Source organism: Pseudomonas rubra (genome assembly GCF_028656935.1).
In the GTDB taxonomy this organism is placed as follows: domain Bacteria; phylum Pseudomonadota; class Gammaproteobacteria; order Pseudomonadales; family Pseudomonadaceae; genus Aquipseudomonas; species Aquipseudomonas rubra.
Genome location: NZ_JAMDGZ010000019.1, coordinates 134,952 through 158,683, shown reverse-complemented (window position 1 = coordinate 158,683; position 23,732 = coordinate 134,952). Strand labels below are relative to the sequence as shown.

21 protein-coding genes and 1 pseudogene are annotated in these 23,732 nt (G+C 62.7%); 6 read left to right on the top strand and 16 right to left on the bottom strand.

The window, feature by feature from the left end; genetic code table 11:
* The first annotated feature begins 4 nt into the window (after nucleotides 1-4).
* From tatB to M5G17_RS27600, 5 genes and pseudogenes are all read left to right on the top strand, one after another.
* Entirely contained in the window at nucleotides 5-388 is a 384-nt protein-coding gene (tatB, locus tag M5G17_RS10230; RefSeq protein ID WP_273892804.1) for a Sec-independent protein translocase protein TatB, read from the top strand.
* Nucleotides 385-1,176: a twin-arginine translocase subunit TatC gene (gene tatC / locus M5G17_RS10225; RefSeq protein WP_273892803.1), complete on the top strand. Its 792-nt coding sequence runs from the start codon at nucleotides 385-387 to the stop codon at nucleotides 1,174-1,176. Before tatB ends, tatC begins: the two co-directional genes overlap by 4 nt.
* Nucleotides 1,173-1,880 (top strand): 16S rRNA (uracil(1498)-N(3))-methyltransferase, encoded by a 708-nt coding sequence (locus tag M5G17_RS10220; protein ID WP_273892802.1) that lies wholly within the window; start codon nucleotides 1,173-1,175, stop codon nucleotides 1,878-1,880. Before tatC ends, M5G17_RS10220 begins: the two co-directional genes overlap by 4 nt.
* A gap of 24 nt (nucleotides 1,881-1,904) precedes the next feature.
* A pseudogene (locus tag M5G17_RS27605) lies at nucleotides 1,905-3,020 on the top strand (methyl-accepting chemotaxis protein); the annotation flags it as partial.
* A complete protein-coding gene (locus tag M5G17_RS27600; RefSeq protein WP_407691958.1) occupies nucleotides 3,003-3,875 on the top strand; it encodes a methyl-accepting chemotaxis protein in 873 nt (290 codons plus the stop codon). The pseudogene M5G17_RS27605 and the gene M5G17_RS27600, both read left to right, overlap by 18 nt.
* A 75-nt stretch (nucleotides 3,876-3,950) precedes the next feature.
* Here the strand turns inward: M5G17_RS27600 and M5G17_RS10210 are convergent, their stop codons facing one another.
* From M5G17_RS10210 to hutC, 14 genes are all read right to left on the bottom strand, one after another.
* Nucleotides 3,951-4,685 carry an amino acid ABC transporter ATP-binding protein gene (locus M5G17_RS10210; RefSeq protein WP_273892922.1) on the bottom strand — a complete coding sequence of 245 codons (735 nt, stop codon included), beginning with the start codon at nucleotides 4,683-4,685 and terminating at the stop codon, nucleotides 3,951-3,953.
* A complete protein-coding gene (locus M5G17_RS10205; protein WP_273892800.1) occupies nucleotides 4,678-5,640 on the bottom strand; it encodes an amino acid ABC transporter permease in 963 nt (320 codons plus the stop codon). The genes M5G17_RS10210 and M5G17_RS10205 overlap by 8 nt, the downstream gene beginning before the upstream one ends.
* A 78-nt stretch (nucleotides 5,641-5,718) precedes the next feature.
* Nucleotides 5,719-6,519, bottom strand: a complete 801-nt coding sequence (locus M5G17_RS10200; protein WP_273892921.1) for a transporter substrate-binding domain-containing protein — start codon at nucleotides 6,517-6,519, stop codon at nucleotides 5,719-5,721.
* Between the two features lie 195 nt (nucleotides 6,520-6,714).
* Entirely contained in the window at nucleotides 6,715-9,288 is a 2,574-nt protein-coding gene (gene mdoH, locus M5G17_RS10195; protein ID WP_273892799.1) for a glucans biosynthesis glucosyltransferase MdoH, read from the bottom strand.
* Nucleotides 9,281-10,996 carry a glucan biosynthesis protein G gene (locus tag M5G17_RS10190; protein WP_273892798.1) on the bottom strand — a complete coding sequence of 572 codons (1,716 nt, stop codon included), beginning with the start codon at nucleotides 10,994-10,996 and terminating at the stop codon, nucleotides 9,281-9,283. Before M5G17_RS10190 ends, mdoH begins: the two co-directional genes overlap by 8 nt.
* 261 nt (nucleotides 10,997-11,257) lie before the next feature.
* A complete protein-coding gene (gene dtd / locus M5G17_RS10185; protein ID WP_273892797.1) occupies nucleotides 11,258-11,695 on the bottom strand; it encodes a D-aminoacyl-tRNA deacylase in 438 nt (145 codons plus the stop codon).
* Nucleotides 11,692-12,663 (bottom strand): prolyl aminopeptidase, encoded by a 972-nt coding sequence (gene pip / locus M5G17_RS10180; protein ID WP_273892796.1) that lies wholly within the window; start codon nucleotides 12,661-12,663, stop codon nucleotides 11,692-11,694. Before pip ends, dtd begins: the two co-directional genes overlap by 4 nt.
* 169 nt (nucleotides 12,664-12,832) lie before the next feature.
* On the bottom strand, nucleotides 12,833-13,636 hold the full coding sequence (gene hutG / locus M5G17_RS10175; protein ID WP_273892795.1) for an N-formylglutamate deformylase: 804 nt from the start codon (nucleotides 13,634-13,636) through the stop codon (nucleotides 12,833-12,835).
* 10 nt (nucleotides 13,637-13,646) lie between these two features.
* The gene (gene hutI, locus M5G17_RS10170; RefSeq protein ID WP_273892794.1) at nucleotides 13,647-14,852 is read right to left on the bottom strand and encodes an imidazolonepropionase; all 1,206 of its coding nucleotides are present in this window, start codon (nucleotides 14,850-14,852) and stop codon (nucleotides 13,647-13,649) included.
* 15 nt (nucleotides 14,853-14,867) lie between these two features.
* Nucleotides 14,868-16,271, bottom strand: a complete 1,404-nt coding sequence (locus M5G17_RS10165) for an amino acid permease (protein WP_273892793.1) — start codon at nucleotides 16,269-16,271, stop codon at nucleotides 14,868-14,870.
* A 129-nt stretch (nucleotides 16,272-16,400) separates the two neighbouring features.
* Nucleotides 16,401-17,933: a histidine ammonia-lyase gene (gene hutH, locus M5G17_RS10160; RefSeq protein ID WP_273892792.1), complete on the bottom strand. Its 1,533-nt coding sequence runs from the start codon at nucleotides 17,931-17,933 to the stop codon at nucleotides 16,401-16,403.
* Between the two features lie 67 nt (nucleotides 17,934-18,000).
* A complete protein-coding gene (hutU, locus tag M5G17_RS10155) occupies nucleotides 18,001-19,680 on the bottom strand; it encodes a urocanate hydratase (protein WP_273892791.1) in 1,680 nt (559 codons plus the stop codon).
* A 298-nt stretch (nucleotides 19,681-19,978) separates the two neighbouring features.
* Complete coding sequence (locus M5G17_RS10150; RefSeq protein WP_273892790.1) at nucleotides 19,979-20,548, bottom strand: HutD/Ves family protein; 570 nt, start codon at nucleotides 20,546-20,548, stop codon at nucleotides 19,979-19,981.
* Nucleotides 20,545-21,255, bottom strand: coding sequence for a histidine utilization repressor (hutC, locus tag M5G17_RS10145; protein WP_177414056.1), 711 nt, complete (start codon nucleotides 21,253-21,255; stop codon nucleotides 20,545-20,547). Before hutC ends, M5G17_RS10150 begins: the two co-directional genes overlap by 4 nt.
* A 143-nt stretch (nucleotides 21,256-21,398) precedes the next feature.
* On the opposite strand from hutC, the gene M5G17_RS10140 reads away from it, so the two are divergent.
* Nucleotides 21,399-22,763, top strand: coding sequence for a formimidoylglutamate deiminase (locus tag M5G17_RS10140; protein ID WP_273892789.1), 1,365 nt, complete (start codon nucleotides 21,399-21,401; stop codon nucleotides 22,761-22,763).
* Nucleotides 22,764-22,854: 91 nt separating this feature from the next.
* Here the strand turns inward: M5G17_RS10140 and M5G17_RS10135 are convergent, their stop codons facing one another.
* Together M5G17_RS10135 and bamE are read right to left on the bottom strand one after the other, a co-directional pair.
* Nucleotides 22,855-23,430, bottom strand: coding sequence for a lipocalin family protein (locus M5G17_RS10135; RefSeq protein ID WP_273892788.1), 576 nt, complete (start codon nucleotides 23,428-23,430; stop codon nucleotides 22,855-22,857).
* Nucleotides 23,427-23,681, bottom strand: a complete 255-nt coding sequence (gene bamE, locus M5G17_RS10130) for an outer membrane protein assembly factor BamE domain-containing protein (RefSeq protein WP_273892787.1) — start codon at nucleotides 23,679-23,681, stop codon at nucleotides 23,427-23,429. Before bamE ends, M5G17_RS10135 begins: the two co-directional genes overlap by 4 nt.
* Nucleotides 23,682-23,732: the final 51 nt, after the last annotated feature.

The window sequence follows — 23,732 nt, the reverse complement described above, 5'->3', positions numbered from 1 at the left end:
TCACATGTTCGGGATCAGCTTCAGCGAACTGTTGCTCGTGGGCCTGGTGGCCCTGCTGGTGCTCGGCCCCGAGCGCCTGCCGGGCGCCGCGCGCACCGCCGGGCTGTGGATCGGCCGGCTCAAGCGCAGCTTCAATGCGATCAAACAGGAGGTCGAGCGCGAAATCGGCGCTGATGACATCCGTCGCCAGTTGCACAACGAGCACATCCTCTCCATGGAGCAGGAAGCGCGCAAGATCCTCAACCCCAACAGCGTAACGCCCGAGCCGCCTGCAACCCCGGCGGCTACCAGCGAAAGCGCCCCGGCGCCAGCCCCGAGCGGCAGCGAAGCCACGCCGCCAGTTGCCAGCGCGCCCACCGAACCGACACAGCCTCCGCGAGCCCCATGAGCGAAATTCCGGAAAACGACCAGCCGATGCCGCTGGTTTCGCACCTCACCGAATTGCGTACGCGCCTGCTGCGCTGCGTCGCAGCCATCTTCCTGATCTTCGCCGGGCTGTTCTCCTTCGCGCAGCAGATCTACACCCTGGTCTCGGCCCCGTTGCGCGAGCACTTGCCGGCCAACGCAACGATGATCGCCACCGATGTGGCCTCACCATTTCTGACGCCGTTCAAGCTGACCATGATCGTCTCGCTGTTCCTGGCGATTCCGCTGATCCTCCAGCAGATCTGGGGCTTCATCGCGCCGGGCCTGTACCGCCATGAAAAACGCATCGCCATTCCGCTGCTGGTGTCGAGCATCATCCTGTTCTACGCCGGCATGGCCTTCGCCTACTTCCTGGTGTTCCCGCTGATCTTCGGCTTCTTCGCCAGCGCCACCCCGGACGGGGTGGCGATGATGACGGACATTTCCAGCTACCTGGACTTCGTCATGACCCTGTTCTTCGCCTTCGGCGTGGCCTTCGAGATCCCGGTGGCCGTGGTGCTGCTGGTGTGGATCGGCGTGGTCGACGTGAAGTACCTGAAGAAGATCCGCCCGTACGTGATCATCGGCTGCTTTGTGGTCGGCATGATCCTGACCCCGCCGGACATCTTCTCGCAGACTCTGCTGGCGGTGCCGATGTGGCTGCTGTTCGAGATCGGCGTGCTGTTTGGCGGCCTGATCCGCAAACGCGGCGATCACCCGCAAGATGCGGCCGACGATCATAACGACCAACCGCCAGCGACCCAGCCGTGAACCTGCTGTTACTCGAAGAGGCCGACTTCATCGCGGCCGACCGTGTGGTGCTGGCTGATCGGCGCTTTACCCACATGCAGGAGATCCACCGCGTAGCGGTGGGCGATACCTTGCGCGTGGGTCGTATCGGCGGGCTGATGGGCCAGGCCGTGGTGCTGCGCCTGGAAGGCCATGAAGCCGAGCTCAGCGTCAGCTTCGATCTGCCACCTCCGGCCAAGCTGCCACTGACCCTGGTGCTGGCCCTGCCACGGCCTAAAATGCTGCGCCGGGTGTTCCAGACCGTCGCCACCATGGGCGTGCCGAAAGTGATTCTGGTCAACAGCTACCGGGTCGAGAAAAGCTTCTGGCAAACGCCATTCCTCGAACCCGAGGCCATTCGCGAGCAACTGATCCTTGGCCTTGAGCAAACCCGCGATACCGTCCTGCCCGAAGTGATCATCGAAAAGCGCTTCAAGCCCTTTGTCGAAGACCGCCTGCCGGCCATCAGCGCTGGCACCCTCGGCCTGGTCGGCCACCCCGGCCAGTATCCGGCCTGCCCGCGCGGGCTGAATGAGCCGGTAACCCTGGCCATCGGCCCTGAAGGCGGCTGGATTCCCTACGAGATCGACCTGCTGGGCAAGGCCGGGCTGAGCCCGGTACAGCTCGGCGAACGCATCCTGCGCGTGGAGACAGCGGTCACCGCGCTATTGGCACGCTTGTTCTGACTTCAGTTTTGCCGCTCCTGGCCGATGCATTGGCAACAGAACAAAAACCGCCTCTGCCGATCGCAATGGAGTCCCACCATGTACCGTTGGTTAGCCCAGCATCTGGGTAATGTGAGCGTCAACCTCAAACTCGGCATTGGCTTCGGCCTGGTCCTGCTGCTGACCCTGACCATTACCCTGACCGGCTGGCAGGGCCTGAACGGTATCTCCGAGCGCGGCGACACCCTGGGCGGCATCTCCCAGGTGCACCAGGCCACCCTCGAACTGCGCATCGCCCGCCAGGGCTACCAGATCAAGGGCGATGAGGCGGCCGCACAGAACCTCAGCAATGCCCTGACGGCGCTGGAGCGTCAACTGCAAGCAGTCGACCAACGCATCGTTCTGCCCGAGAACCGCCGCCGTATCGAGCAGCAGCACGAAACCGTGCGCCAGTATCGCCAGGCCCTCGACAGTGCCGACAAGGCCGCCCGGCAGCGGGAAGCCAGCCGCGCCGTGCTTGGCAACAGCGCCGACGAGGCCGCAGCCCTGATCGCCCAGGTCGAGCAACAACTGCTTGGCGGCAGCGACCTGAACCTGTTCAACAGCGTGGTCGGCGCCAGCAAGTTGCTGCAACAGGCGCGTTTCCAGGTCCGCGGCTACACCTACAGCGGCAAGGCCGAATTCCAACAGACCGCGCTGCAAGCCATCGAGCAGGCCACCGCACAACTCAAGACCCTGGCCGAAGTGCTGCCTGCCAGCTACTCCAGCAACTTCAATCAGGCGGCTCGCGCCCTGGGCAACTATCGCGGCGCGGTGATCGAATTCGGCAACGCGCAAAACGCTTCCGAGCAGGCCGCCCAACAGATGGTCGTGCTCGGCCAAAGCCTGATCGAGCTCAGCCAGCAACTGACCACCACCCTCACTGGCCTGCGCGATGAAGAGTCGCAGCACGCCAAATCGATGCTGGCCCTGGCCACCGCATTGGCCTTGCTGATCGGCCTGCTGGCCGCCTGGGTCATCACCCGGCAGATCATCATCCCCCTGCGCCAGACCCTCAACGCCGCCGACCGGGTTGCCAGTGGCGACCTGCGCCACGACCTCAACGTCGAGCGCCGCGACGAACTGGGCCAGTTGCAGCGCAGCATGCAGCGCATGACCGTCAGCCTGCGCGAACTGATCGGCGGCATCGGCGACGGCGTCACCCAGATTGCCAGCGCCGCCGAAGAGCTGTCGGCGGTTACCGAGCAGACCAGCGCCGGGGTCAACAATCAAAAGGTCGAAACCGACCAGGTGGCCACTGCCATGAACGAAATGGCCGCGACCGTGCAGGAAGTCGCGCGCAACGCCGAAGAAGCCTCGGAAGCCGCGGTGATGGCCGACCAGCAGGCCCGTGAGGGTGATCGAGTGGTTGGCGAAGCCATCGCCCAGATCGAGCGCTTGGCCAGCGAGGTCAACCACTCCAGCGAAGCCATGGGCCAGCTCAAGGCCGAAAGCGACAAGATCGGCAGCGTGCTCGATGTGATCAAGTCAGTGGCCCAGCAGACCAACCTGCTCGCCCTCAACGCCGCCATCGAAGCTGCGCGTGCTGGTGAAGCCGGGCGTGGTTTTGCCGTGGTGGCCGACGAAGTGCGCAGCCTGGCGCAACGTACCCAGCAGTCCACCGAAGAGATCGAGCAATTGATCGCCGGCCTGCAGAACGGCACCCAGCAGGTAGCCTCGGTCATGGACGCCAGCCGCGGCCTGACCGACAGCAGCGTCGAACTGACCCGCCGCGCCGGCACCTCGCTAGAGACCATCACCCGCACCGTCTCGTCGATCCAGGCGATGAACCAGCAGATCGCCGCAGCTGCCGAGCAGCAAAGCGCGGTGGCCGAAGAGATCAACCGCAGTGTGATGAATGTGCGCGATGTGTCGGATCAGACCTCGGCCGCCAGTGAGGAGACAGCGGCGTCGAGCGTAGAGCTTGCGCGGCTGGGCACGCATTTGCAGACACTGGTCGGCAAGTTCCAGCTGTAGAAAGCATCGCGGGGCAAGCCCGCTCCCACAGGTTGTTCGAACTCTGTGGGAGCGGGCTTGCCCCGCGATACGGCCTCAAAGTACCTGACGCAAAAACGCCTGAGCGCGCAGGTCCTTGGGCGAGGTGAAGAACGCCTCTGGCGGCGAGTCTTCCAGCAGCTTGCCATGGTCGAAGAACAGCACCCGGTCCGCCACTTCCCGGGCAAAGCCCATCTCATGGGTAACGCAAACCATGGTCATGCCTTCCAGGGCCAGGGTCTTCATCACATCCAGCACTTCGCCGACCATCTCCGGGTCGAGCGCCGAGGTCGGCTCATCGAACAGCATCACCTTGGGGTCCATGGCCAGGGCGCGGGCGATCGCCACCCGCTGCTGTTGACCACCGGACAGGCGTGAGGGGAACTCGTTGGCCTTCTGAGCGATACCAACCTTCTCCAGCAAGGCCCGGGCCTTGGCCTCGCGCTCGGCCTTGCCGCGCTTGCGCACGACCTTTTGCGCCAAGCACAGGTTCTCCAGCACGGTCATGTGCGGGAACAGGTTGAAATGCTGGAACACCATGCCGACTTCACGGCGGTAGGCGTTGACGTCGGTCTTCGGGTCGGCCAGTTGCAGGCCGTCGATGGCCACGGTGCCTTCATCGAACGACTCCAGGCCGTTCAGGCAACGCAAGAACGTCGACTTGCCCGAGCCCGAAGGGCCAAGCACCACCAGCACTTCGCCCTTGGCCACGTCGGTGCTGACGTGATCCACCGCGCGCACGACCTGCCCACGGGTGTCGAAGACTTTTACCAGGTCACGGACTTCAATCACTTTGCGCAAGCCTCCGCTCAAGCCGGCTGGCCATGTGCGACAGCGGCAGGTTGATCAACAGGTACAGGCCGGCGACGCAGAACCAGATCTCGAACGTCGAGAACGAGGTGGTGATCGCCTCGCGACCGCTTTTGGTCAGTTCGGTGATGGCGATCACCGAAACCAGCGAGGTGTCCTTGACCAGGCTGATGAACTGCCCGGCCAACGGTGGCAGCACACGCTTGAAGGCTTGCGGCAGCACCACATGGCGCATCGACTGGCCGGCGCTCAGGCCCAGCGAGCGTGCAGCCTCACCTTGGCCTCTGGCGATCGACTGCACGCCTGCGCGAACGATCTCGGCGACATACGCGCCAGTAAATAGCGCCAGCGCCGCCACCCCGGCAAACTCCCGGGACAGGTTGAGCACGGTACCGATGAAGAAGTAGAAGATGAAAATCTGCACCAGCAGCGGCGTGCCGCGTACCAGCTCGACGTAGACCGTCGACAGGTCACGCAGAGTCGGGTTGTTCGACAGCCGGCAGAGCCCGGCAAACAGGCCGATCAAGAGCCCCAGCACGCCGGAGGCGACCGAGATCCATACCGTGGTCCACAGGCCCCAGGCCAGTGGGCCGGCAGCCCAGTGATGGGTAACGCCGATCAGGTCGCCTTCGGCCACATCGTCGCCGCGCGACAGCTGCACGCTGGCTTGCTCGACCTCAAAGACCTGCTCGCCGCCGCTCTCGTCACGTACAGTGACGCTGGCCATGTCGCCCTTGCTGACGATGGCTTCGATGGTGCCGTTTTCACTGACGCGCTGGGTGACCTCCGCCTGGTAGGCGAAGTACTGCGGCACCCGGTTCCAGCGCCACTCGTAGGACATCATCGAGGTCGCGTAATACAGGCTGATCGCCAGGCCGATCAGGACCAGCGCGGTCAGCCCGTGCCAGGGCCACTGGGCTTTCTTGTGTTTGATCACGTGAGGTACTTCCGTAAAAGCGAACGCGCAGGGCTTAGCCTGCGCGTCGGGTTTCAAGCCAGGCGTGCTGCCGCAGCCTTATTCCATGTCCTTGAGCCAGGCGGTGTCCTTGAACCACTTGTCGTGGATTCGATCGTAGGTACCGTCGTGCTTGATCTGGTGCAGGAAGTTGTTGATGAAGTTGAGGCTGTCGTAGTCGCCCTTCTTCAGGCCGAAGGCCAATGGCTCGAAGGTGAACGGCTTGTCGAGGAACAGCAGCTTGCCAGCGCCAGCCTTGTTCACCGCCACGACGTTGTAAGGCGCGTCGTAGACGAAGGCGTCGGCCTTGCCGTTGACCACGTCCATCACCGCTTCCTGCTCGTTGTCGTAGCCGTGGTACTTGGCCTTGCCGATCAGTTTCTTGGCGACCATCTCACCGGTGGTGCCGAGCTTGGAGGTCAGGCGGTACTTTTCGTTGTTCAGGTCTTTGTAAGACTTGATCTCGTCAGCCAGCTCTTTGCGGATCAGCAGGGTCTGGCCAACAACGATGAAGGGTTCGCTGAAGTTCAGCTTGAGGTTGCGTTCCTGGGTCAGGGTCATGCCGCTGCTGATGATGTCGAACTTGTCGGTCATCAGTGCCGGGATGATGCCATCGTAGGCGGTGGAGACTATCTCCAGCTTGACGCCCATGGACTTGGCCATGGCCTTGAGGATATCGACCTCGAAGCCGATGATCTCGCCGCGCTTGTTGGTCATCTGGAACGGCATGTAGGTCGGGTCCATACCCGCCCGCAGGGTGCCGCGCTTGACCGCATCATCGATGGCGCCGGCCGCCTGGGCGGCATTGACCGCGACCAGCGCCGTGACGCCGACCAGCAGCATCGACAGATACTTCTTAATCATCACCAGATCCCCCAGCAAGAAAGCTCGAATTTTATTTTTAGTGCGAACCGTCCTAGTCAGACGGGTGCGAGATATTCGGGGAGGGATGCTAACGCATGGACAGCGTTGTGGGTATCGGAAAAAGGGCTGAAACAAATCGCGGGGCAAGCCCGCTCCCACAGTTTTGTAGGAGCGGGCTTGCCCCGCGATCAGTCAGGCACCGACCAGCGAAGGCTGCACGGAAGGTTCCGGATGCAAGGGCAACAACGGCGAGTGTGGATCGTTGGCGATCGACTGGCGCCAGACGCCCAACCAGGCCTCGTTCTGCTCAGCCCAGACCGCCGTATGCAGGCGCGAGAGTGCTACCGGATCGCTGAGCAGGGCCAGCCGGGTACTACCGTCCAGACCACCAGGGCCAACCTTCAGAGCCTTGGCAATACGCTCGGCACGCAGCGCCTCGATCGGCGCCGCAACGCCGTGGCGCGCAGTGGCCAGGGCACACGCCAGGGCGTTCTGCTGCGGGTCGACCACCGCACGCACGAATCCGTCGTGCATGGCGTGCCAGCGGTTCTCATGGGTGTACTGGTCGGTGGCCAGCAGCTCCTGAGGCGTGGCGTATTCCTCGGGAATCAGGAACAGGCTCTCATCCTTGGCCCGCAGGCCCAGGTGCACGCGGCTGGAGATCACCGAAACCGGGATCGACAGCATCAGCGAACCTACGATCGGCACCAGCCACCACAGGAAGCTCGGGTTCAGCCACGCCACCAGCAAGGCCCACGCCACACCCAGCAGGGTTTGCGGGCCATGGCGGCGTACTGCTTCGCTCCACGGGGTGGAGTCATCGTCACGCTGCGGCGAGTTCCAGGTCGCGGCCCAGCCGAGGAACGCGGCGAGCACGAAGCGGGTGTGGAAGATCATCCGCACCGGCGCCAGGAGCATGGAGAAGAGCATCTCCAGCAACATCGACAGGGTCACCTTGAAGCGCCCGCCAAACTCTTTCGCACCCTTGGCCCAGATCAGGATGACGCTGAGCAGCTTGGGCAGGAACAGCAGCACGATGGTGGTGGAGAACAGCGCAATGGCCTTCTCCGGGTGCCACTGCGGCCACAATGGATAGAGCTGGCGTGGTTCCAGGAAGTACTGAGGTTCCATCAAGGTGTTGGTCGCCAGCAACGCAGTCGACAGCACCAGGAAGAAGAACCACAGCGGCGCCGACAGGTACGACATCACCCCGGTGAGGAACACCGCACGGTGCACCGGGTGCATGCCCTTGACCAGGAACAGGCGGAAGTTCATCAGGTTGCCATGGCACCAGCGCCGGTCACGCTTGAGCTCATCGAGCAAGTTCGGCGGCAACTCTTCATAGCTGCCCGGCAGGTCGTAGGCAATCCACACGCCCCAGCCGGCCCGGCGCATCAGCGCCGCTTCGACGAAGTCGTGGGAAAGAATCGCACCAGCAAAGGCACCCTTGCCCGGCAATGGCGCCAGGGCGCAGTGCTCGATGAAGGGCTTCATGCGGATGATCGCGTTATGGCCCCAGTAGTGCGACTCACCGAGCTGCCAGAAGTGCAGGCCGGCGGTGAACAGCGGGCCGTAGACGCGGGTGGCGAACTGCTGCATGCGCGCATACAGGGTGTCCATGCCCGAGGCTTTGGGCGCGGTCTGGATGATCCCGGCGTCCGGGTTGGCCTCCATCAGGCGTACCAGGCTGGTCAGGCATTCGCCGCTCATCACGCTGTCGGCGTCGAGCACTACCATGTAACGGTAGTCGCCGCCCCAACGACGGCAGAAGTCGTCGAGGTTGCCGCTCTTGCGTTTGACCCGGCGACGACGGCGACGGTAGAAGATCCGCCCGAAGCCCTTGGCCTCACGGCAGACTTCCAGCCAGGCCTGTTGCTCGGCCACGGCGATGTCGGTGTCGTTGGTGTCGCTGAGCACGAAGAAGTCGAAACGATCGAGGTCACCGGTCGCGGCGACCGACTCGAACGTCGCCCGCAGGCCCGCGAATACCCGCGGCACGTCTTCGTTGCAGATCGGCATGACGATCGCGGTGCGCGCACCGGCTTCGATCGGCTCATTGCCGGCGCTGCTGCCGGAGATCCGGTACTTGTCCCGGCCGGTGAGCAGCTCCAGAAAGCCCATCAATGCGGTCCAGAAACCCGCCGATACCCAGCAGAACAGGATACCGAAGAGGACCAGGATGCTGGTCTGCAATGCATACGGCCAGACTTGCGAGGCGGTCTGCATCAACGGTTGGTGCATGACTTCGTCAAGGTCGACGAACGACCAGCCCTGGTACGGCAGGATGCCCTTCATGTACCAGCCGGCGACGATAGTCTGACCAAGCATCAGCGCCAGCAGGATATAGCGGCGCATCGAGCCGACCCAGCGCCAGCGCGCCTTGGGCAGCTCACGCTTTTCTGGTGCCGGCGCGTTGGTGCGGCCGGTCAGGCGGCGCCAGGCGCGGATCAGGATGTTGGTCCGCCACGGCTCGGGAATGACCCGGGTACGACGGATTGGCGGGGTGGCCTTGAGGCACACCCGACCGCTGCCGTCGACCGCGAGCATCTCGGCGTCTTGCAGTTCTTCAGCGCTGGCCAGGTGCAGGCGCTCGCCCACCGAAGCCTGGACGGCCTCGGCAGCGTTGGCGTCCGGCTGGGCAGACAGACGTTGGTGCAGCTCACTGAACGACGTGCAGCGGGCGAGCTCGGCGCGCTGTTCGTCGCTCAGAGGCAGGTGGGCCAGGTATTCGCTGAGCGATTCTGGCCGGGTTTGAGCATTACTCATCGGCAGGCAACTGATAGCTCCAGGTCTCGGTCAGCACCTGTTCGGTGGTGGCCGGTGCCCCGGTGGTGGATGCCGCGTCGGCGGCAGGTTGCTCGGCAGGCTTTTCAGCCTTGGCGTGTTTGGCCGCAGCTTTGTCCTGCTTGCTTGGTTTGGCAGGCTTGGCCGGCTCAACCGGAACGTCACGCAGCAGGGCAGCGCGCATTTCCACGGACTTGCTCGGATCCTTGACCTTCAACCGCAGGGTCAGGCGCCAGCCTTTGATTTCCGGGTTGTAGCGCAGGTTGTTCTCGACCAACTCGGCGTTGTCGCCGACGCTTACCTGGCTGCGCACGGCGGTGTCTGCCGGCAGTTCGCTCAGTACCGGGCCTTCGAAGTCGACCAGGAAGGCAACGCTGCCATCGGCCTGACGAATCAGGTTGGACTGCTTGACGTCACCGGTCGAGCGCAGGGTCTGCTTGACCCAGCCCAGTTTCGGCGAGTGCAGCTCGGACTCGTCGATGGTCCAGTGCAAGCGGTAGGCGTATTCGAACGGGGTACCTGGCTCCGGCAGTTTCTCCGGGCTCCAGAACGCCACGATATTGTCGTTGGTTTCGTCGGCAGTCGGGATCTCGACCAGATCGACGGTACCCTTGCCCCAGTCACCGACCGGCTCAATCCAGGCGCTCGGACGCTTCTGGTAGTTGTCGTCGAGGTCTTCGAACTGGCTGAATTCACGCTGACGTTGCAGCAGGCCGAAACCACGCGGGTTCTCGACGCTGAAGTTGCTCACGGCCAGGTGTTTCGGGTTGTTCAGCGGGCGCCACAGCCACTCGCCGTTGCCGGCGTGGATCGACAGGCCTTCGGAGTCGTGCAGGGCCGGACGGTAGTTGAGCACCTTGGACGGCTGGTTGCCACCGAACAGGAACATGCTGGTCAGCGGGGCAATACCCAGGCGGCTGACGTGGTCACGCAGGAACACCTTGGACTGCACGTCGACAATGGTATCGCTGCCCGGACGCAGGGTCAGGCGGTAGGCGCCGGTGGAGCGTGGCGAATCAAGCAGTGCGTAGATCACCAGTTGTTTGTCGGTGGCTTTGGGACGCACGATCCAGAACTCGCTGAAGCGTGGGAACTCTTCACCCGAGGGCAGCGCGGTGTCGATGGCCAGACCACGGGCAGACAAGCCATACGCATGGCCCTTGCCGACCACGCGGAAATAGCTGGCGCCCAGCAGGGTCATGATTTCATCCTGCTTGTCGGCCTTGTTGATCGGGTAGAGCACGCGGAAACCGGCGTACCCCAGCTTCTCGGTGGCCTTGGCGTCGAACTGCAGGTCGCCGAAATCGAAGCGGCTCGGGTCGTATTTGATCTCTTTCACGGCTTTCGCGGTGATTTCGTTGATCTTGACCGGCGTGTCGAAATGCATGCCCTGGTGGTAGAAGGACAGCTTGAACGGCGTCTTGTCCTTGGTCCACTCGGCTTTTTCATTGAGGAAGCGGATTTTCTGGTAGTCCGCGTACTTCATGTCACGGAACACCGCCGGCAGATTGCTTTTCGGCGCCTCGTACTTTTGTCCGGCAAGGTCCTTCGCCTTGGCCGCGACATCGTCAAGGTTGAACGCCCAGAGCTGGCCTGCGCCGAGCAGGCTTACCAGCGTTGCGCCTGCCAACAGGGCCTTGCGCAACCGAATGCCGGGAGTTCTTGGTGCATTACAGGGACTTACAATCACGAGCAACCCTCGCCGAAAACAGATCATAAAACCAACGGCCAGCGACATATGCCAGGTTGGCGAGCACTGTTCGGACTCCGAAAGGGCGCAATGATTCCCCAAACGGTTCCGGACAGTCTCAAGTCAGAGTGAAACGAACCTGCGAACACAGGCCCACATAGCGCGCGATTATCCAGCAGGCCGCGTTACAACGCATCAGGCGGAACAAACTATTTCTGCTGGAAAACCCCTTGTTTTGCCGCAAACAGGGGTTTTTTGCCATCATATTTGTAACATAAATGTTACGGGGCCATCATTGACCAGGTGCACTTGCATGTCAGCCCCGAACTGACCACTGGCAACCGTTGCGTGTTGCGCATGCGCCTGGGCCAGCAAATAGTCGAAAAGTTCGGCACCCAGCGCCGGTGGCGCAGCTGTCGAGAAGCTTGGGCGCAGGCCGCTCTGGGTGTCGGCGGCCAGGGTGAACTGCGACACCAGCAGCAAGCCGCCGCCGATATCCTTGAGCGACAGGTTCATCTTGCCCTCGGCATCGCTGAACACCCGGTAGTTGAGCAACTTGTGCAACAGTTTGTCGGCATGGGCCTGGGTATCGCCTGGCTCGACCGCAACCAGCACCAGCAGGCCCTGGTCGATCGCACCGACGGTCTTGCCCTCGACATCCACCCGCGCGCCGCGCGCCCGTTGCAGCAAGCCCTTCATGCTTCTTCCAGAGGCAAGTCGAGCAGGCGCCGGGCCATCTGATCGGCGGCACGCACCAGCGCGTCGGTGATACCCGGCTCGGATGCCGCGTGGCCTGCGTCGCGAATCACCTTCAGTTCACTGTTGGGCCAGGCCTGATGCAGCTCCCAGGCATTGTCCAGCGGGCAGATCACGTCGTAGCGGCCATGCACGATCACCGCCGGCAGATGGGCGATCTTCGGCATGTCGCGGATCAGTTGGTCCGATTCCAGGAAAGCATTATTGGTGAAGTAGTGGCATTCGATGCGGGCGATCGACAGCGCACGCTGAGGTTCGGAGAAGCGATCGACCACCAGCGGGTTGGGCCGCAGGGTCGCAGTGCGCCCTTCCCAGGTCGACCAGGCCTTGGCGGCGTGCATCTGGGCAATCTGGTCGTTGCCGGTCAGGCGCTTGTGGAAGGCCTTGACCAGGTCGCCACGCTCTTCGGCCGGAATCGGCGCGATGTAATCTTGCCAGTAGTCGGGGAACAGGCGGCTGGCGCCGGCCTGGTAGAACCACTCGATCTCTTGCGGACGGCACAGGAAGATGCCGCGCAGGATCAGGCCATGTACGCGCTCGGGGTGGGTCTGGGCATAGGCCAGGGCCAGGGTCGAGCCCCAGGAGCCACCGAACAGTACCCACTTTTCGATGCCCAGGTGCTTGCGGATGCGCTCAAGGTCTTCGACCAGATGCCAGGTGGTGTTGTTTTCCAAGCTGGCATGGGGGGTCGAACGGCCGCAGCCGCGCTGATCGAAGGTAATGATGCGATACAGGTTGGGATCGAAATAGCAGCGGCTCTGAGCATCGCAGCCGGCCCCCGGGCCGCCATGGATGAACACCACCGGCAGACCTTCCGGCGAACCGCTTTCATCGACGTACAACACATGCGGTGCTTCCACGGCCAGATCGTGCCGGGCGTAGGGTTTGATCTGCGGGTACAAGGTCTGCATTACGCACTCCGTGTGGGAATTATTCTGCCGTTGGGCATCATAAACCTGAATTGCGCTTTGAGCATGTACCTGTGTTGTTCTTCAGGGCCCCATCGCTGGCAAGCCAGCTCCCACAGGGGGCAGTCCAACCTGTGGGAGCTGGCTTGCCAGCGATGAGTTCACCCTGGTCTCAAGCCTGGTAGCGCTCCTTGCCCCAACCCAGCACCGTCTCCAGCAATTGCTTCAACACCACCTGGGTCGGCTCGGCCAGGTCTTGCCGATACTTGAACGGCTCGACCTCTTCCATGTAGGTGCTCTGCGCCAGCTCCAGTTGCACTGCATGAATATGCTTGTCCGGGTCGCCATAGTGGCGAGTGATGTGCCCGCCCTTGAAGCGACCGTTGAGCACATGGCTGTACTGGTGAAATTTTGCACACACATCTTGCAGCCTTTGCGCCAACTGCGGATCACAACTGGCGCCATTGAAGGTGCCGAGGTTGAAGTCCGGCAGTTTGCCGTCGAACAGGTGCGGGATGTGCGAGCGGATCGAGTGGGCATCCCAAAGCAAGGCATAGCCGAACTGCTCGCGCAGGCGCGCCAGCTCTTCAACAATAGTGGCGTGATACGGCCGCCAGATCGTCTCCAGGTACCCTGCCCGCTCCTGCTCCGAGGGGGCCTTGCCGTCCTTGAACAGCGGCTCGCCTTCAAACAGGGTCGCCGGGTACAGGCCGGTGGTGGCACCGACGTACAGCGGCTTGTCGTCGTCCGGGCGGTTCAGGTCGATGACGAAACGCGAATATTCGGCTGCGACCACGCTGGCCCCAAGCTCGCGGGCAAAGTCATAAAGCTGCGGGATATGCCAGTCGGTGTCCGGCAGGCTTTGCGCCTGCTCGACCAGGCCGTCCCGCACCACCGAGGTCAGGTTCAAACCAGCGTGGGGCATGCTGATCAGCAGCGGCAGCGTACCCTGGTGAAAATTCAGTACCTTGTCCATAGGCCCTCTCTTAATTGAATAATTCATGGCCCAGGCGCACTACCCGCTTGGGCAGGTCACCACCGAGCCAGTAAGCCAGGTCGGCCGGTCGTTCAATCTGCCAGGCGACAAAGTCGGCGACCTTGCCTACCTCCAGCGAACCGTGGCTGTCGCCCAGGCCCAGAGCTGTCGCCGCATGCTGGGTGACACCGGCCAGGGCTTCTTCCGGGGTCATGCGAAACAGGGTACAAGCCATGTTCAGCATCAGGCGCAACGACAGCGCCGGCGAAGTCCCCGGGTTGAGATCACTGGCGATAGCGATCTTCACCCCATGCTTGCGCAAGGCGTCCATCGGCGGCAGCTGGGTTTCACGCAGGAAGTAGAAGGCACCGGGCAGCAGCACCGCCACGGTACCGGCCGCCGCCATGGCGATGGCGTCGTCTTCGGTCATGAACTCCAGGTGATCGGCCGACAGCGCCTGGTAGCGTGCTGCCAGGCTGGAGCCGGCCAGGGACGACAGTTGTTCGGCATGCAACTTGACCGGCAGCCCCAACTCACGCGCCTTAATGAATACCCGCTCGACCTGGGCCGGCGAAAACGCCAGGTATTCACAAAAGGCATCGACGGCGTCCACCAGGCCCTCGGCAGCCAGGGCCGGGAGCATTTCATCGCAGATATGGCTGATGTAGTCGTCAGCCCGATCTTTGTACTCCGGCGGCAAGGCATGGGCGGCCAGGCAGGTGCTGCGCACGGTCAATGGCAGCTCCTCGCCCAGGCGGCGGATGACCTTGAGCAGCTTGCGCTCGCTGGCCAGGTCCAGGCCGTAGCCAGACTTGATCTCCACAGTAGTGACGCCATCGCGCATCAGCGCCTGCACGCGCTGGCGGGCGCTGGTGAACAGTTCGTCCTCGCTGGCCGCACGGGTAGCGCGCACGGTGCTGGCGATACCGCCACCCTGGGCGGCGATCTCGGCATAGCTCACCCCTTGCAGGCGCTGCTCGAACTCGCCGCTGCGGTTGCCGCCGAACACCGCGTGGGTGTGACAGTCGATCAACCCCGGGGTGACCCAAGCGCCGCCCAGGTCAACGGTTCTGTCAGCGACCAGATCCGGCAGCTGCTGGCGCGGGCCGATCCACTCGATATGGCCGGCGCTGGTGACGATCGCCGCATCCTCGATGATCGAGTAGGCGCCTTGCGCCATGCTTGCCACATGGCAATGCTGCCAGAGGGTTTTCATCCAGAGTCTCCTTGATCAGAGTTGAGTAGGTTCCTGCACCAGCGGCTGCGCGCTGGCAACCACCTGCGGCTTGCACCAGAGCTTGTAGGCCACCACCAGGAACAGCACCCAGACCACACCCACCAGCAGTGCTGCCTGGGTATCAGGGAAGTACCCGAGCACGCCGAATACGAACAGCATGAAGGCAATCGCCGCCGCAGGGCCATAAGGCCAGAACGGTACCGGGAATTTCAGCTGGGCGACTTCTTCACGGCTCATGCTGCGGCGCATGGCGACCTGGGTCACCAGGATCATCAGCCAGACCCACACGGTTGCGAAGGTGGCGATCGAAGCGATCAGCAGGAAGACGTTTTCCGGGATCAAGTAGTTGAGCACCACGCCGCCGAGCAAGGCTGCGCCCATGACCACTACGGTCATCCACGGCACGCCGTGACGGGAGATCTTGGCGAAGCCCTTGGGCGCCTGCCCTTGCTGGGCCAGGCCGTACATCATGCGCCCGGCACCGAAGATGTCGCTGTTGATGGCCGAGATCGCCGCCGAGATCACCACGATGTTCAGTACGGTCGCCGCCGAGCCGATCCCCAGGTTGCTGAAGATCTGCACGAACGGGCTGCCCTGGCTGCCAATCTGCGGCCAAGGGTACAGGCACATCAGCACAAACAGAGTCAGCACATAAAACAGCAGGATGCGCATCGGCACAGCGTTGATGGCCTTGGGGATAACCCGCTGCGGATCCTTCGCTTCACCGGCGGTGATGCCGATGATCTCGATGCCGCCGAAGGCAAACATCACCACGGCAAACGATGCGATCAGGCCACTAACACCGTTGGGCATGAAACCGCCATGCTCGAACAGGTTGCTGATACCCACGGCGTTGCCGGCACCGGCATTGCTCAGGCCGAAGGCCATGATGCCGAAGCCTGCGAGGATCATCGCGACGATGGCGCCAACCTTGAGCAGCGACAGCCAGAACTCCATCTCGCCGAATACCTTGACGTTGCACAGGTTCAGGCCGCCGATCAGGAAGACGATGCCCAGCACCCAGATCCAGCGCGCCACTTCCGGAAACCAGAAGCCCATATAAATGCCAAAGGCGGTGACGTCGGCCAGGCAGACGATGATCATTTCAAAGGCATAGGTCCAGCCGAGGATGAACCCCGACATCGGCCCCAGGTAGGTGCTGGCGTAATGGCCGAAGGAGCCAGCCACCGGGTTGTGCACGGCCATTTCACCCAGCGCGCGCATAACCATGAACACCGCTGCACCACCGATCAGGTAGGCCAGCAGTACTGCCGGTCCAGCCATCTGGATGGCCGAGGCGGAGCCGTAAAACAACCCGGTGCCGATCGCCGAGCCCAGTGCCATGAAGCGAATGTGACGCGCGGTGAGCCCGCGCTTCAGACCTTGAGTTTCTTGCATGTCACGTCCTTATTGTTGTTCTGGTCGTGAAAATGATTGAGCTGCGTCATCGACCATCGCGGGGCAAGCCCGCTCCCACAGTAGGAGCGGGCTTGCCCCGCGAAGTCGCTCGCAGCCGCCCCTGGGGGATTACAGGCTAGGCAGGACCTTGGCCGGCAGCAGGCCGGTCAGTTGACCTTCGGCCAGCAGGGCGATAGCCGCCTCGATGTCTGGGGCGAAGAAGCGGTCTTTCTCGTAGAAGGCGACCTTGCCGCGCAAGGTCTGACGCGCCTGCTCCAGCTTCGGCGAAGTCTTCAGGCCTTCGCGCAGGTCCAGGCCTTGCGCTGCAGCCAGCCATTCCACGGCGAGCACCCCACGGGTGTTCTCGGCCATTTCCCACAGACGCTTGCCAGCAGCCGGGGCCATCGACACGTGGTCTTCCTGGTTGGCCGAGGTCGGCAGGCTGTCGACGCTGTGCGGATGCGCCAGGGCCTTGTTTTCGCTGGCCAGGGCCGCAGCGGTAACCTGGGCGATCATGAAGCCGGAGTTGACCCCACCATTGGCGACCAGGAACGGAGGCAGCTGGGACATGTGCTTGTCCATCATCAGCGAAATGCGGCGCTCGCTCAGCGAACCGATTTCAGCGATGGCCAGGGCCATGTTGTCGGCGGCCATGGCAACCGGTTCGGCGTGGAAGTTACCGCCGGAGATCACATCACCTTCGGCCGCGAACACCAGCGGGTTGTCGGACACCGCGTTGGCTTCGACCACCAGTACTTCGGCGGCCTGGCGCAGTTGGGTCAGGCAGGCGCCCATGACCTGTGGCTGGCAACGCAGCGAGTACGGGTCCTGGACCTTGCCGCAATTTTCGTGGGACGCCGAAACCTCAGTGCCATCACCGAGCAGGTCGCGGTAGCAGGCAGCGGAGTCGATCTGGCCACGTTGGCCACGGGCTTCGTGGATACGTGCGTCGAATGGCGAGCGCGAACCGAGCACGGCTTCCACGGTCAGGGCACCGATCGAGGTGGCAGCGGCGAACAGGTCTTCGCCTTCGAACAGGCCGCGCAAGGCATAGGCAGTGGATGCCTGGGTACCGTTGAGCAGCGCCAGGCCTTCCTTGGCCGCCAAAGTCAGCGGCTCAAGGCCGGCAACCGCCAGGGCTTCGGTGGCCGACAGCCATTGGCCGTTGTGGCGCGCCTTGCCTTCACCGAGCAGTACCAGTGACATGTGCGCCAGCGGAGCCAGGTCGCCGGAAGCACCGACCGAACCTTTGAGCGGGATGTGCGGGTAGACCTCAGCGTTGATCAAGCTGATCAGCGCGTTGATGACCTTGCGGCGGATACCGGAGAAACCACGGCTCAGGCTGTTGACCTTGAGCACCATGATCAGGCGCACCAGGGCATCGTCGATCGGCTGGCCAACACCTGCGGCGTGGGACAGTACCAGCGAACGCTGGAGGTTTTCCAGGTCGTGGCTGGCGATACGGGTCGAGGCCAGCAGGCCGAAACCGGTGTTGATGCCGTAGGCGGTGCGGTTTTCCGCAAGAATCTGCTCGACACAGGCGACGCTGGCGTCGATCTGCTGGTCAGCGCTGGCGTCCAGCTTGAGTTTTACCGGTTGCTGGTAGATCGCACGCAGCTGCGCCAGGGTCAGGGTGCCAGGCTTGAGGGTCAATTCAGTCACGTTAATGCTCCGTACTCGTGAGGCGTATTCGCCTGCATAGATATCAGTATCAACTATTTAACGAAGATCAGCCGGTGATCATCGGCAGGTTCAAGCCTTGATCCTTCGCACAATCGATGGCGATCTGATAACCGGCATCGGCGTGACGCATGACACCGGTGGCCGGGTCGTTGTGCAGTACGCGAGCGATACGCTCGGCCGCTTCATCAGTACCATCGCAGACAATGACCATGCCCGAGTGCTGAGAGAAGCCCATGCCAACGCCACCACCGTGGTGCAGGGAAACCCAGGTTGCGCCACTGGCGGTGTTGAGCAGGGCGTTGAGCAGCGGCCAGTCGGAGACGGCATCGGAGCCATCTTGCATCGATTCGGTTTCACGGTTCGGGCTGGAAACGGAACCGGAGTCCAGGTGGTCGCGGCCGATGACGATCGGTGCCGACAGCTCACCGCTGCGGACCATTTCGTTGAACGCCAGGCCAAGCTTGGCACGCAGACCCAGACCCACCCAGCAGATACGTGCTGGCAGGCCCTGGAAGCTGATGCGCTCGCGGGCCATGTCCAGCCAGTTGTGCAGGTGGGCGTCGTCGGCGATCAGTTCTTTAACCTTGGCGTCGGTCTTGTAGATGTCTTCGGCGTTGCCCGACAGTGCAGCCCAACGGAACGGACCGATACCGCGGCAGAACAGCGGACGGATGTAGGCTGGTACGAAGCCTGGGAAGTCGAACGCGTTGCTCACGCCTTCTTCCTTGGCCATCTGACGGATGTTGTTGCCGTAGTCGAAGGTCGGGACGCCTTGCTTCTGGAAATCCAGCATGGCTTGAACGTGTACAGCCATGGATTGCTTGGCAGCCTTGACCACAGCGGCCGGTTCGGTTTGCGCGCGGTCGCGGTATTGCTCCCAGGTCCAGCCGGCTGGCAGGTAGCCGTTGAGTGGGTCGTGGGCGCTGGTCTGGTCGGTGACCATGTCCGGACGCACGCCACGCTTGACCAGCTCAGGCAGGATTTCTGCAGCGTTGCCCAGCAGGGCGATGGAGATGGCCTTGCCTTCTGCGGTGTACTTGGCGATACGTGCCAGGGCGTCATCCAGGTCCTTGGCTTGCTCGTCGACGTAACGGCTGCTCAGGCGGAAATCGATGCGGCTCTGCTGGCATTCGATGTTCAGCGAGCAAGCACCGGCAAGCGTTGCCGCCAGTGGCTGGGCGCCGCCCATGCCGCCGAGGCCTGCGGTCAGTACCCACTTACCCTTGAGGCTGCCGTTGTAGTGCTGGCGACCGGCTTCGACGAAGGTTTCATAGGTGCCCTGAACGATGCCCTGGCTGCCGATGTAGATCCAGCTACCGGCGGTCATCTGGCCGTACATGGCCAGGCCCTTGGCATCCAGTTCGTTGAAGTGCTCCCAGTTGGCCCAGTGTGGCACCAGGTTGGAGTTGGCGATCAGCACGCGCGGGGCATTGCTGTGGGTCTTGAACACGCCAACCGGCTTGCCGGATTGCACCAGCAGGGTCTCGTCGTCGTTCAGGTTGGTCAGGCTCTCGACGATCTTGTCGTAGCACTCCCAGTTACGCGCGGCACGGCCGATACCGCCGTAGACCACCAGCTCTTTCGGGTTTTCGGCGACTTCCGGGTCGAGGTTGTTCATCAGCATGCGCAACGGTGCTTCAGTCAGCCAGCTTTTGGCGGTCAGCTTGTTGCCGCGCGCTGCGCGGATTTCGACGTCACGGAATTTCTTGAAATTGTTGTCAGTCACGGAAATAGCTCCTCAGCGATCGGTCCAGAGCAACCCAGGCATTGGGTGGGTCATGGCGCTTATACAAACACATCTTTACTTGTATGTACAAGCATAGGCAATTGAAATGCCAACTCCTCTCCAGCATCGCTAAGGCGCCGCCAAGGCAGGCGCTAGAGCCCCGCAGTACACGGGCTGTGGCGAGATAAAAAAATTCTGGGGAGATGAACGGTCAAGCCAAGGGGACCAGCGGCGTTGCACCACTTTGGGTCAATCGGTAACAGCCCCGGCCGCCGTGTGCGGCCGAGGCGTAACAACGTCAGCGCGGACTCAACTCGATCAGGCAGCAACGCCCCTGAATGTTCAAGGTCCGCAGGCCCTGGTTGCCCTCCAGGTGCAGGCAGTCATGGCGCCCGAGCAACTGCACAGCCTCGTCCATCGCCACCTCGACCTGAGCGGACACAGCAAACAACAGCAGAGTCGAGGCTGAACTGAACACCCGCTGGCTGCCATCGAGCCACTGCAGGCGGGCACAGTAACGCTCGGGGGAATAGATCAGGTTGAAGTCGCGAATCGAGCCGCCGAGCAGACTGCAACTGACCTGGCTTTCGCCGCTGAAAGCAAAGGCATCGAACGGCAGCAGCGGCCGCGTTGGCTGGCCGTCAACCTGCAGGCGCATGCCCTCGCCCTCAAGCACAGTGATGATCCGCTGATACCCGGCAAAACTGGAAAAGCCTCCCGACTCGCTGATGTCGGCAATCGACAGACGCCAGCCAAAGCCATCCAGGCCGACGCCGGCATCGCGGGTGATTTCTTCGGTGCTGCCGCCGCCGTTCTTCCAGGGCATGCGGGGATAGTCTTTGGCACGTAATACCTGCAACTGGCTCATTTGCTGAAGCGTCCTTCAAGACGATGACGGGATCCGGGATGAATCAGACGAGCGGCAGTCACCGGCTGACGACCCGACCAGGTACGGCGGCGGATCAGCAGGCACGGCTCACCCTGTTCGATTTGCAGCAGGCGGCATTCTTCCGGCTCGGCGAGGATCGCTTCGACCACATGCTCGCCCTCGGTCAGCGGCGCCACCTGGGACAGGTAGGCGTAGGGCGTCTGCCGGGTGAAGTCCTGGCGCAGGTAATCGGGCGCCACGGCGGCGTTGACGAAGCGGTCTTCGATTTGTACGGCAACATCGTTCTCGTAATGCACGATCAACGAGTGGAACACCCTTTGACCTTCTCGCATGTCCAGGGCCAGGGCGCGCTCGGAGCCGGCGGCCTCTTCGGCGAGAATGACCACCTGGCAAGTATGCTGGTGGCCACGGGCGGCGATTTCATCGGCTATGTTGTTGACCTCGAACAAGGCTGAACGGGTCTTGGGCTCGGCCACAAACGTACCGACGCCTTGCATGCGCACCAGCAGACCTTCGGCGGTCAGCTCGCGCAGGGCGCGGTTGATAGTCATGCGGCTAAAGCCCAACTGGTTGACCAGCTCGCTCTCAGACGGCACCCGATGATGCGGCGGCCAGCTGCCATTCTGGATCTGCTGGGCGATCATTTGTTTGACCCGGGCGTACAGCGGCGCCGGACCCTCGCCCATCTGGGCAACCAGCGCGGAGACAGGAGGTGTCGGCACGGAAAATATCCTTGTTCGGTTGAATGAACGGTAGCTTGCCGGAGTTTACCCAGCAGGCAAACGTCTGTATATGTATATACAAATAATCACAACGAGGTGTTACGCCGATGTCCGTCTTCTTTGCCGAACGTGCTTTGCTGCCTACAGGCTGGGCCGAAAACGTCCGAATCGAGGTCGGCGCCGACGGCCTGCTGGCCAGTATCCAGGCCAACGCTTCGGCCGAAGGCGCCGAACGCCTGGCCGGGCCATTGCTGCCAGGCATGCCCAACCTGCACTCGCACGCCTTCCAGCGCGCCATGGCCGGGCTTGCGGAAGTGGCCGGCAACCCCAATGACAGCTTCTGGACCTGGCGTGAACTGATGTACCGCCTGGTCGGCAAGATCAGCCCTGAACAGTTGGAGGTCATCGCCCGCCAGCTGTACATCGAGATGCTCAAGGCCGGCTACACCTCGGTCGCAGAATTCCATTACGTTCACCATGACACCCAGGGCCAGGCCTACGCCGACCCGGCGGAGCTGTCCCTGCGTATCAGCGCCGCCGCCCGCGCAAGCGGCATCGGCCTGACCCTATTGCCCGTGCTCTACAGCCACGCGGGCTTCGGCGGGCAAACGCCCAACGACGGCCAGCGGCGCTTTATCAACAGCACCGAGCAGTACCTCAAACTTCAGCAGCGGCTGGCGCCAGTGCTGGCCAAGCAGCCTGCCCAGCAACTGGGGCTGTGCTTTCACTCGCTTCGCGCCGTCACGCCAGAACAGATCGCCCAGGTCATGGCCGCCAGCGACAAGGCCTGCCCGGTGCATATCCACATTGCCGAACAGCAGAAGGAAGTAGACGACTGCCTGGCTTGGAGCGGGCGCCGACCTTTGCAGTGGCTGTATGAAAACACCGAAGTCGATCAGCGCTGGTGCCTGGTGCATGCCACCCACGCCGAGCCTGACGAGGTCACCCTGATGGCCCGCAGCGGCGCAATTGCAGGCCTGTGCCTGACCACCGAGGCCAACCTGGGCGACGGTATTTTCCCGGCGGTGGACTACCTGGCCCAAGGCGGGCGCCTGGGCATCGGCTCCGACAGCCATGTGTCGCTGAGCGTGGTCGAGGAACTGCGCTGGCTGGAATACGGCCAGCGACTGCGCGACCAGCGGCGCAACCGCTTGTATGGCAGCGACCAGCCAATGGTTGGACGGACGTTGTACGACGCCGCCCTGAGCGGCGGCGCCCAGGCGCTGGGACAAGCCATTGGCGAGCTCAGCGTGGGCAAACGTGCGGACTGGCTGGTGCTCGATGGCAATGACCCGTACCTGGCCACAGCCAGTGGCGACGGTATCCTCAACCGCTGGTTGTTTGCCGGTGGTGACCGTCAGGTGCGTGATGTGATGGTCAATGGCCAGTGGGTCGTGCGTCAGGGCCGTCATGCCCAGGAAGAAGACAGCGCTCGGGCATTTGCCGGGGTGTTGCGCAGCCTGTTGGGCTGACCAAAATCCGAGGCGAGACTATCGCTGGCAAGCCAGCTCCCACAGGGATTGCACTGCCCTTGTGGGAGCTGGCTTGCCAGCGATTTGGGCATCAGGGCTTAGCCGCAACCATGTCCTTGTCCGCCACCCGCCAGATCAGCCGCTGGGTGTCATAACCCTGCTGGCGCGCCTTGGCCAGCAGGCTTTCGCGCTGCAACGCCGGGATGGTCGGGGTACGCGAGAGTATCCACAGATACTTGCGATCGGGATTGCCAACCAGCGCGGTCTGGTATTTGTCATCGACATAGAGGATCCAGTAGTCGCCCTTGGCAACCCCCGGCAGCAAGGTCGAGAACCAGTTGTCGAACTCTACCCAGAGCTTGTCGGTCTTGCCCGGCACTTGCGCCATGGCCGTGCCACTGGCTTCCTGCCATTCACCGGCAAGGGTGCGGCAACGGTTGAGCACGCCAACACTACCATCAGGCTTCAAGTTGTAATGGGCTTCGGACTGAGCGCAGTCACGCTGGAAATACATCGGCAAGCGCGCCAATTCATACCACTTGCCCTGATAGCGCTTGAGGTCGACCCGCTCGGCCGTTTTCGGCGCAAGCGAGCCCGCGCCAGAGCTGGCGCAGCCACCCAGGATCAACCCAGCACACAGCACCAGCAGCAGTTGCAATCGCTTCATTTCAAGCCCTGCCCGGAATACATCAGCACTTTGTCGGCGGCGTACTGGATGCTGATGAAGGTTTTCTCGTCGCCCCAGGTGCAGCTGGACATACCCAGTGCGCCCGAGCAATCGGCCGGCGCGCCCAGCAGTTTTTCGACCTCGACCTTGGTCATGCCAGACTTGAGCTGTGAGTAGTTTTCCTGGTTGATCTTGTTGCACGCAGTGAGGAACACGCACAACGACAGCAGGGCGAGAGAACGCAACGACATGAAAGGTCACTCCTGGACATGAGGGTGCAGGCACGATGGCCTACCGACAGC